Genomic DNA, 7,683 nt, shown 5'->3' on the forward strand with positions numbered 1-7,683 from the left:
TAAGAGGGAAATCGTCAAAATGTGCTGGCACGTTTTGACAAGATTTCCCAAGGCGCGCGGACGGAGAAGTCGGGATAGAATTAGGTGTAAAGGATTACAAAAATCAAAATACGATAAACAGGATGAAGAAAAACGGATGGCGTTGGGCGATGGCCGCAGCCCTGTTGGGCTTGTGGGCCACAGGGGCACAGGCCCGGAAGAAAATGTTGGATCGGGAAGTTTTCGACGGCTGGAAGCAGATCGTAGCCCCCCGGATCAGCGACGACGGCCGGTGGGTCGTGTACGGTCTGAACCCCGCCCGGGGCGACGGACAGACCGTCGTGTACGATGCCCTCTCGAGCAAAGCCGATACCCTGCACCGCGCCTCCGGAGCCCGGTTGTTCGGTTCCTCCGGAGCGCCGTGGGTGGCCGCGAAAGTCGTTCCGACACGTGCCCAGCAGCGGCGCGAGCAGATCGACAAAACCAAAGCCGACCGGAAACGGCCCGATACCCTGGTGTTGGCTGCGCTCGGCTCCCGCGATCGGATCGTCGTGCCCCGGCTGAAAAGTTTTCAGACCGCTGATCGGGACGGGAGCGGCGTGGTCGCCTACCTCTACGAAGTGGTGCCCGCGAAAGATACCTCCGAGGCGGCCAAAAAAGCGCCCAAACCGAAGAAATTCAACCGGTTGGTGTTGTGGGACGCCTTGTCCGGCGGCGACAGTACCGTGGTGGACAGCGTGGAGAGCTTTCGCCTCTCGCGGAACGGGCGGCTCTTGCTCTACACCCTGAAAGGCGACAGCCTGCGGAGCGTCCGGGCTTGGAACGACGGGCGAGACACCGAGCTCTACGCCGCCAAAATCGGTAAAACCGGGGCACTCGCCGTGGACGAAGCCGGACGGCAGGGAGCCTACCTCGTCACTGCCGACACCACCTCGACTGGGGCTCGGTACGACCTTTATTGGTTCGATACCAAAGATCGGAAACCGCGGCGCGTGGCGGCCGAAGGGGCGGCGAACGGCTTTGTGGTGAGCGAGTTCGGCCCCCTGCGTTTTTCGCGCGAAGGGGGACGGCTGGAGTTCGGCATGAACCGCCCGCCGCGGGTGGTGCCCAAGGACACCTTGCCCGAAGACGAGAAGAGCCGTTTCGACCTCTGGAGCTACACCGACACCCTGCTGATGACCCAGCAGCTGGCCGGTCTCGAACGGCTGCGGAAGCAGACCTTCCGCGCCGTGTACGACACGCGGCGGGGGAGCTGGGCACTGCTCGGCGACGAGTCGCTGCCCTCGGTGACCTTGGCCGAAGCCGACGGGGCGCGGTATGCGCTGGGGACAGACGCCGGGCCGTACGAGTGGGCCAGCACGTGGGAGTCGCCCGGAAAACGCGACCTCTATGCCGTCGAGACGTCGACCGGCGTGCGTCGGCCGGTGGCGCGGGCCGCTAAGGCCGAAGCCTCGATCTCGCCCGACGGACGGTATATCGCCTGGTACGACGCGCCGCGCGGCGAGTGGCGCGCGGCTGCGACGGCAGCTGGGAAAGGAGAGGCAGAGGTGTCGCTTTCGGCCCGGATTCCCTATCCGATGTACGAACAGGGTTTCGATATGCCGGACGACCCGTCGGCCGAAGGGATGGCCGGTTGGACGACCGACGGCCGGGCGGTGATTTACGACAATTTCGACCTCTGGGCGACCGATCCTTCGGGGCGTCGGGCGCCGGAGTGCCTGACGCGCGGTGCGGGACGGCGCGACAGCGTCGCTTTCCGGTATGTGGAGCTCGATCCGGAGGCTCCGGCGATCGACCTTTCGCAGCCCCTTTTGCTCTCGGCCTTCGACCGGGCGTCGCGCGAGGCGGGCTACTATCGGCTGCCGGTCGGCGGCGAACCGCAGCGGCTGGTGATGGACGGTCACCGGTATACTTTCGTGGGGCGGGCGAAAGAGGCGGATGTGCTGCTGTGGCAGCGGGAGAATTTCAGCGAGTATCGGGATTTGTGGCTCTCGGGGCTCGGTCTGGAAGAGCCCCGGCGTGTGAGCGAGGCGAATCCGCAGACGGCGGATTATCGCTGGGGCAGCGTGCGGCGCGTGGCGTGGGACGATATGAACGGCGCTCGGGCCGAGGGGCTGCTCTACCTGCCGGAGGACTATGACTCGACGCGGCGTTATCCGGTGATCGTCTATTTCTACGAGACGCACACGGACGATATTCACAAACACCTCCATCCGCAACCGAGCTGGTCGATCGTGATTCCGGCGGTCTGCACTTCGCAGGACTATGTGGTTTTCATGCCGGATATCCATTACCGGACGGGGTATCCGGGGCAGTCGTGCTACGATGCGGTGGTGAGCGGCGCGAAGATGCTGATCGACCGCGGTATTGCCGATCCGGATCGGATCGGGTTGCAGGGGCAGAGCTGGGGCGGCTATCAGATTGCCTATCTGGTGACGCGGACGAATATGTTTCGTTGCGTGAGCGCCGGGGCACCGGTGTCTAATATGACGTCGGCGACGGGGGGGATTCGTTGGGGGTCGGGCCTGCCGCGGATGTTCCAGTACGAACACGGCCAGAGCCGGATCGGGGGTTCGCTGTGGGAGAAACCGATCGAGTATATCGAAAATTCGCCGCTCTTCTTTGCGAACAAGGTGCGCACGCCGATCCTCCTGCGGCACGACGATGCGGACGAGGCGGTGCCGTGGTATCAGGGGATCGAGTATTTTCTGGCCCTGCGGCGTCACGGGGTTCCGGTCTGGATGCTGAATTACAACGGTCAGCCGCATAACTTGCGCCGCTATGCCGACCGGTTGGATTGGGATCGCCGGATGATGCAGTTTTTCGACCACTATCTGAAGGATGCTCCGGCGCCGCGGTGGATGGAGCGGGGGATTCGCGCTGTGGACAAGGGGATCGATCGGGGCTGGGACGAATAGAGGGCTCGGCGCGGAGGCGGAACTTGATCGGTTTGAGTGTGATAGGGGAATAGGTTTGGCGGGCCGGGTGCCCGGCCTGCGCGGCTCTGCAAGCCGCAAAAGCTATCCCCCAGTCACCGCCTAAATGGCCAAGTTCGGCCTGTCGCCCACTCCCCCAAGCCGCTACGCGGCTTGGGGGACAAGGCCGGCGACCCTGCGGGTCGCAGAAGCAACGCATCATTCACCGCCTCCCATTTGATGACATTCGTCCTCGGACGCAGTTTAAGCGGACGAAGCCTGCGGGGTTTAGGGTAGAGGCTGGCAGTAAAAGACGCTGTGCGTCCCTCCGCGGCGGGAGGCTGCGGCCCGCGCGACCCTAAAGGGTCGCAGAAGCAGCACCTCGTTCACCGCTCAAAGCTGTCGGGTTCGTCCTTGACCTACAGCTGTTCGTCGTCAGCGGTGAGTGCAACGAGCTCCGTCGAGTTGCAGTCCGCCGCGCGGGGTGGCGGCGAACTGCGCGGCTCGAAGAGCCGCAAGAGCAATGCCATTCACCGCCCAAGGCTGCCGAGTTCGTCCTCGGCGCGCCCCCCACGCGCCGCTAAAGCGTCGCCCTTGCCGAGGACGGCGACCTAAAGGTCGCAAAAGCACCGCCCAAAGCCCGGCCAAAACAAAGCCCCAAGCACTGCCCCGTGTGTGCCTCACTGCGGCTCCGCTTTCGCTCCGCCGCTGCCGTCGCCCGCTGGGGTTTCATCTCGATTTTGCTCACCGCAAAACGAGCGAAATCCCCTTTTAGGCGGGCGGGCGACGGATTTTTCGGCAAAATCGATTTTTTCGCGCGCCGTTCTTTTTTCGCGCGCCTTGCGCGATTCATTCTATTTCGGCTCACCGCCAAAATGATTGAATCGCTTCTTTAGGCGTGGCGCGCGTCTTCGCCAACAGGAGGGTACTGCGCTCGGGCCGCGCGGGCCCCACGTCCCGTGGACGGGAAATGCTTGCGCATTTCCACTGGCCGCCTCTACCCCCGTTCTTTGTCCGCGCGCAGGCGAGCTTTATTCGCGCGCCTTGGGAAATCTTGTCAAAACGTGCCAGCACATTTTGACGATTTCCCTCTTTAGGCGGCGGCGCGCGGATCGAGCTTCGAGCCGGACGGAACTGCCCTGCGCGGGCGGCGTCCGGGTGACCCCGGCGGGACGGAGCGATACTACGTATCGCTTAATCTGCTCAGCCCAATCCTTTGTCCGTGCGCCTGCGATAGCTGAAATTATGACCGCTCTCAGAGGAAGTTCGGGCGAAAAAACGTAACTTGCACACGTATGGATATTGAAACGATTCGAAACTATTGCCTGGAGAAGCCTGGCGTGACCGAGGCTTTCCCGTTCGACGACAAGACGATTGTCTTTCGGCTGGGGGATACCGCTGCGAAACAGGGGCGTATCTTTGCGCTGTGTGCGTTGGAAAGGCCGGATTATCTGCTCCTTAAGTGCGAACCGGAACGGGCCGAAGAACTCCGTGACCGCTATCCCGAGGAGATCGAACCGGGGTGGCATATGAATAAACGGCATTGGAACGGGGTACAACTGGGCGGCCCGCACTTGACCGATGCGCAGATTTGCGAGATGATCGATCATGCGTATGGCGAGATCTTGCGCGCGTTGCCGAAGCGACAGCGGATGGAGGCGGGGTTGTGACGGCTGAAGTCGGGTGTGAAAGCAATCGAGAGTAAAGCATATAAATAAAGGGGAGGGAGACACCTACTGGGTGTCTCCCTCCTGTGTGCAGTCCAATGCCTGATTGGAAGCTTTAGAACGGCAGGTCGTCCACTTCGTCAGCCGACGTAGCGGTTTCCTGCGTCGCCGCCATATTGTTGCCGCCGACCGGTGCCGCAGCCGTGTATCCTCCGCTCTGCGCCGCCGCGGTTGCAGCCGGAGTGGAAGAGGCCATCGGTTGTCCGCCTCCCATCGCCTGATTCGGCTGCTGTGCGACGTCCAATTTACTCATCCGCCAAGCCCGTACTTCGGTGTACCAGCGTCCGTTGTATTCGCGCGATTCGATGTTGACGCTCAGCGCCACCCGATCTCCCGGCCGCAAGGCCGCTGCATCCACTGCGCGGTCGTTCCAGAACCCTACGCAGAGTTTCCGGCTGAATTCCCCCGGAATTTCGAAAATCACCTCTTGTTTGGTCCACTCCCCGCGTGCGCTCTGGCCTTTCACCACCGGGAGAAGCATGTTTACTGTCAGTTCCAAATCCATAATCGTTCCTTTCGCTTAACTATTCTCTTAGTTTTCGTCCTCGCCGTTGTCGGCGGAGGCAGTCGCACCGTTGGGCAGGATGACGATCTTTTCGATCACGTCTCCCTGTCGAATCGCATCGATCACTTCCAATCCTTCGTACACACGACCGAAGCAGGTGTGCACCCCGTCGAGGTGTGCGGTATTCTGTCGGTTGTGGCAGATGAAAAACTGCGATCCGCCGGTGTTCCGCCCGGCGTGTGCCATGGAGAGTACGCCGCGGTCGTGGTACTGTCGTTCGCACTCCGTTTCGCACGGAATGGTGTACCCCGGCCCCCCGCGTCCGTCGCCGTTCGGGCATCCGCCCTGGATGACGAAGTCCGGGATCACGCGATGAAAGGTCAGTCCGTCGTAGAATCCGCTTTCGGCCAGTTTGCAGAAGTTGGCTGTCGTCCCCGGCACTTCGCGGTCGTAGAGTTCGACTTTCATCATGCCTCGGGCGGTGTGTATTTCGGCTCGTTTCATCTCGATTTCTCGGTTTGATCCGGGGCAAAGGTAGCTATTTCCGGGTTTAAAATCAAACTGAAGACAAAAATCGACCTTTCCCGGAAGCGTGGTGTGCGTTCCGGAAAAGGTCGGTGTTTTTGCAATGGAAGGTGTGCTTACTTGGTCGGTGCCGGAACGACTTTGGTCACTTCGATGTCGAATTGCAAAGCCTGGTTCGGTGCGATCGGGCCGTGGCCTTGTTCGCCGTAAGCGAGGTCGGCCGGTACGAAGAGGGTGATTTTGCCGCCTTCGCCGATCTGCGGAATGCCTTCGATCCAACCTTTGATGAGTTTGCCTTCTTCCAACAGGAACGGAACGGCGTTGGTTTGTTCTTCAACGAGCTGGCCGTCGGGCAAGGTGAGCTTGTATTTGGCGTAGATCGAGTCGCCCACTGCGACTTTCCGATCCGACCCTGCGTTTTCGATCTTGTAGACCAAGCCGCTAGGCAAGGTCTGTGCTCCGTCTGCGACTGCTTTTTCGATGAATTCGGTGTTCTTGGCAGCGCTTTCGCGGATGAATTTGTTCATCATGTATTCGCGCATGAAGGCGTCGGCTTCGAGGTCGGTCATTTTACCTTTCTTGGCATAGACGTCTTTGATGGCGGCTGCGATGAGGTTGGGGTTCATGGTGGAGTCCATCCGGTAGGCCATGGTTCCGAGCACGATCCCGGCGGAGTAGGCGAGCGAGTCGGTGTCGGTGGTCATTTTGGCGTTTCCGCCGCAAGAGGTTGCTCCGACGGCTGCCAAGGTGCCGGCAGCGGCCATGATAAATAATTTTTTCATCGTTCGATATGGGTTTATGAAGTTTTCGATTTCTGAAAATCAGGTGCAAAGATAGGGATTTTTTGTCAATTATTATGCCGTTTCTGTCGGAGGGGGCAAGGTGGGCTGTGTTTGGGCGGGTTGAGGTCTGTGGGGTCTCTTGGGGGGAAGGGGCCGGGGTGGTCGGGCAGAGTCGGGCCGGTTAGGGTAGAGGCTGCCTATAAAATGCCCGGTGGGCTCGCCCCGGGCTTCCGCGATCCGGGACATCATGGACAATTCGGGAATGCCATATATATCGGCGACTTCGGCTATAGCTGGTCGTCCGCCACGAACGGCATCCGCGGCATGGACTTGAATTTCAGTTCGCAGACCCTCGGCGCCAGTAGCTCGGACTACCGCGCCCACGGTTTTCAGTTGCGTTGCCTCTCGGAATAAACGCCGCGTGCCCGCGGTGGGCAAAGGGCCGGGTCTACCCTAAAAATAAGGGCAGCCTCTACCCCAAACAACTGGCCGCCCTACCCCATTTGCACTCTGCGGTTCGAAGAACCGCCCGGGCCGGAGCCACCCCAGGCGTAGGCCTGCAACTTCGCAGAACTCATTTCCGGCCACGCTGGCTCCGACCCGAATTACAAGAGCACATTCCTATCGGTTGAATGAAAGCGCGCTACATGGCAGGCCGGGCGCCCGAGAGGAACGGCAACTCTCGACGCGCGAGCGGCGTGTTGCGGGCCTCCCGTGGGCAGGCGTCCGGCCCGCGCGACCCATTGGGTCGCAAAAGCTCAACCAACAAATCAGCTCAAACCACGACCAAAGGTTCAGCCCAATTCTGTCGGTTTCGGGCTGCGGCGTCCGGCCCGGGCATCAAAGATGCCCCGCCGCAAGCCCGGCGACCCTGCGGGTCGCAAGAGCACGGCCTCTTTGCTATGAGGTTCGTCCTCGGCGCGCCCCCACGCGCCGCTGATGCGTCGCTCTCGCCGAGGACGGCGATTCCTCTGGAATCGCGCTATTCGCTCTCGGACTAAAGCACTACCCAAAGTACGGACAACAAGTTCAGCCCAATCCACAGCCCAAATCTCATCCCCCATGCCCGGCCCAGCGCGGCGCGAAAACCGTAATCGGTTTTCGCGCCTGAAGAACAGGCACGGCCCAAAGCTCGCCCCAGTTCTCCGCCCCGTGTCCGCCTCACTGCGGCTCCGCTTTCGCTCCGCCACTTTGCCGTCGCCCGCGGCAATTCTTGCCGGATTGGCCGAGTGCCAACCGGCAGAATATGC

General features: G+C 61.3%; 6 protein-coding genes. 3 read left to right on the forward strand and 3 right to left on the reverse strand.

Features of this window, described 5'->3' with window-relative positions:
- The first annotated feature begins 122 nt into the window (after positions 1-122).
- A complete protein-coding gene (locus Q9S52_RS05310) occupies positions 123-2,897 on the forward strand; it encodes a prolyl oligopeptidase family serine peptidase (RefSeq protein WP_304708400.1) in 2,775 nt (924 codons plus the stop codon).
- 1,292 nt (positions 2,898-4,189) lie between these two features.
- Positions 4,190-4,564, forward strand: coding sequence for an MmcQ/YjbR family DNA-binding protein (locus tag Q9S52_RS05315; protein WP_294594691.1), 375 nt, complete (start codon positions 4,190-4,192; stop codon positions 4,562-4,564).
- Between the two features lie 112 nt (positions 4,565-4,676).
- Here the strand turns inward: Q9S52_RS05315 and Q9S52_RS05320 are convergent, their stop codons facing one another.
- The 3 genes from Q9S52_RS05320 to Q9S52_RS05330 all read right to left on the reverse strand — a co-directional run bounded on the left by Q9S52_RS05320 (position 4,677) and on the right by Q9S52_RS05330 (position 6,433).
- The gene (locus Q9S52_RS05320) at positions 4,677-5,126 is read right to left on the reverse strand and encodes a DUF3127 domain-containing protein (protein WP_297628613.1); all 450 of its coding nucleotides are present in this window, start codon (positions 5,124-5,126) and stop codon (positions 4,677-4,679) included.
- 27 nt (positions 5,127-5,153) lie between these two features.
- Positions 5,154-5,630, reverse strand: coding sequence for a peptidylprolyl isomerase (locus tag Q9S52_RS05325; RefSeq protein ID WP_304708401.1), 477 nt, complete (start codon positions 5,628-5,630; stop codon positions 5,154-5,156).
- A gap of 137 nt (positions 5,631-5,767) precedes the next feature.
- Positions 5,768-6,433 (reverse strand): FKBP-type peptidyl-prolyl cis-trans isomerase, encoded by a 666-nt coding sequence (locus Q9S52_RS05330; protein WP_294594696.1) that lies wholly within the window; start codon positions 6,431-6,433, stop codon positions 5,768-5,770.
- Between the two features lie 204 nt (positions 6,434-6,637).
- Here Q9S52_RS05330 and Q9S52_RS05335 point away from each other — a divergent pair, with 204 nt between their 5' ends.
- Positions 6,638-6,847, forward strand: a complete 210-nt coding sequence (locus Q9S52_RS05335) for a hypothetical protein (RefSeq protein WP_304708402.1) — start codon at positions 6,638-6,640, stop codon at positions 6,845-6,847.
- Positions 6,848-7,683 lie beyond the last annotated feature (836 nt).

The organism is uncultured Rikenella sp., from assembly GCF_948810725.1.
GTDB lineage: Bacteria > Bacteroidota > Bacteroidia > Bacteroidales > Rikenellaceae > Rikenella.

Excerpts from the sequence above, each read along its gene's own strand:
- Q9S52_RS05310 (WP_304708400.1), top strand. The coding sequence starts at position 123 with ATGAAGAAAAACGGATGGCGTTGGGCGATGGCCGCAGCCCTGTTGGGC.
- Q9S52_RS05315 (WP_294594691.1), top strand. The coding sequence starts at position 4,190 with ATGGATATTGAAACGATTCGAAACTATTGCCTGGAGAAGCCTGGCGTG.
- Q9S52_RS05320 (WP_297628613.1), bottom strand. The coding sequence starts at position 5,126 with ATGGATTTGGAACTGACAGTAAACATGCTTCTCCCGGTGGTGAAAGGC.
- Q9S52_RS05325 (WP_304708401.1), bottom strand. The coding sequence starts at position 5,630 with ATGAAACGAGCCGAAATACACACCGCCCGAGGCATGATGAAAGTCGAA.
- Q9S52_RS05330 (WP_294594696.1), bottom strand. The coding sequence starts at position 6,433 with ATGAAAAAATTATTTATCATGGCCGCTGCCGGCACCTTGGCAGCCGTC.
- Q9S52_RS05335 (WP_304708402.1), top strand. The coding sequence starts at position 6,638 with ATGCCCGGTGGGCTCGCCCCGGGCTTCCGCGATCCGGGACATCATGGA.